At 78.5% G+C, this 1957-nt stretch carries 2 pseudogenes; both read right to left on the minus strand.

The features are described 5' to 3' along the window. Nucleotides 1–684: pseudogene (locus AAHZ94_RS33355) on the minus strand (hypothetical protein); the annotation flags it as partial. Further along, nucleotides 681–1957, minus strand: a pseudogene (locus tag AAHZ94_RS33360) (hypothetical protein); the annotation flags it as partial. The pseudogenes AAHZ94_RS33360 and AAHZ94_RS33355, both read right to left, overlap by 4 nt.

Genomic DNA, 1957 nt, shown 5'->3' on the forward strand with positions numbered 1-1957 from the left:
CCCCCCCCCCGAGTTTATCCACCCCCTACCGGCCCACCCCAGAGAGGAGGCCGTCTGGGGGGCTCGGATATTTTTATAAGAGACAGGGCCCCCGTGCTCCGGTGGCGTCGCTCCCGGCCACGGCGGTACGTCGGCGAGCAGGTACGCCGCCGGCTCCAGCGCGCCGGGGTCGGGCGGCCCGTACCCGGTCGGCCGGTACGGCTCCCGCGGCGCGCCGAGCAGGTCGCAGCGGACCGCGAGCCGCGCCAGGTCGTCCGCGAGGGCCCGCGCGTCGAGGGCCGGTACGGCGTCCAGCGACGAGGCCGGCCACCACCGTGCGGCCCACTGCGCGTACGCCCAACTGCGGGCGTCGGCGGCCAGTTCGGGCAGACCGGGACTGACGGGCACCTCGACCGGCGGCCCGGGCACCGCCTTGGCCGCGACGGCCAGCGCCAGCGCCGCCGGCTCCCCGTACAGCGCCCACACCCAGCCCTGCGCCGCGGCGGGCTCGTCGAGCACCGCGACCGGCTCCCGGTGCGCGTCCAGCACGCTCCAGGTGAGGTGGCCGCCGGCGACCTCAAGGAGGGCGACGTCAACGCCGGGCTCGGGGTCGAGCACGCTGGGCGTACGGGCGGGGCGCCCGGGAAGCGGGGTCAGGACGCACAGGCCGTCGGCCGTCTGCTCGATCCGCAGGGTGCTGCTCACCGGCCGGCCCCCAGGTCGGCGAGGCCGGCGGCGGCTGGGCCTGGCGCGGTGGCGCAGCCCGCGGTGGCCGGCGCCAGCGCCTGACGGACCTGCGCCCGGTGGTCGAGCATGACGGAGCGGGCCACACCGTCCAGGACGTCCCACACCTCGTGCACGGTGAGCGGGGCCGTGCGGACGTCCCGCCCGTGCAGCCGCACCCACAGCCGCCGCACGTACGCCCGCCAGGGTGTGTGCAACTCGGCCGCGACCTTGGCCAGCGGGCCTGCCGGCGCGGCGGCGGCATCGGTGCGGGCGTGGGTGCGCGGGTCGGCGGAGGTGTCGGTGCCGACAGCGGTGTCGGTGTCGGCCGGTCGGGGGTGCCCGGGGGTGAGGGTCAGCCGGCGGGTGCGCAGGACGTACGCCTCGCGCTGCCAGCGGGCGTTGACCGCGCGGGGCGCGGCGGGCGGCGCGCCGACCGGGAACCGGCCGCTGCGGGCCGCACCGTACGCCACGCTGTCGGCTGCTGGGCCGTCGGCTACCGCCCCGCGGGCTGCCGCCGCGCCCGGGCCGCGCGCGTCACCCGTGTCACCGGCGTCACCCGTCTCGCCCACCCCACCGGCGTCACCCGTGTCGTCGTGGCCGTCGCGGCCGATGGGCCCGGGCGCCCATCCCGTACCCAGTGGGCGCAGGCCGAGGGCGAGTTCCACACCGACCGTCGCGGCCACCCGCAGCGACTCCTCGTGCAGCGCCCACGGCGCACAGCCGCGGGTGATCTCGTCGGCCACCAGCTCGGGCACCGGGGGCAGATCGGCGCGCTCGGGCGTGGTGCGCAGCGTGGTCGCCACCCGTTCGTACACGCTCCGGTCGAAGGGTGGCCGGGACCCTGCGGCGACCGGCCCGAGTTCGGGGCGGACCGGCAGCGGATGCGCGGTGAGCCCGAGCGGGCGGGCGGCGCCGTGCGCGTACGGCGGGAGCGGGGTGTGCTGGGTGTGCTGGGCGGCGGACGTGGCGGGCCCGGCCGGCGAGCGGTGCGGATCGGGCTTCTCTGACAGCCGATCGGGACCGGGCGTCGCCGGCAACCGACCGGGAACGGGCGTCGCCAGCAACCGATCAGGAGCGGGTGTCCCCGGTGGCCGGTCGGGAACGGGTGCCGTCGCCGACGGCCGGTCGGGATCGGACGCGGCGGTCCACAGCCATTGGCCGGCTGCCGTGCCCGCGCGCCCGGCCAGCAGCCGCTGCCAGGCTTCGGCCGCGGCCCGGGCGTGCGGCGTCGGATGCGGGCGCCTGCCGGGGG

This window comes from Streptomyces sp. HSW2009 (genome assembly GCF_040240285.1).
GTDB lineage: Bacteria > Actinomycetota > Actinomycetes > Streptomycetales > Streptomycetaceae > Streptomyces.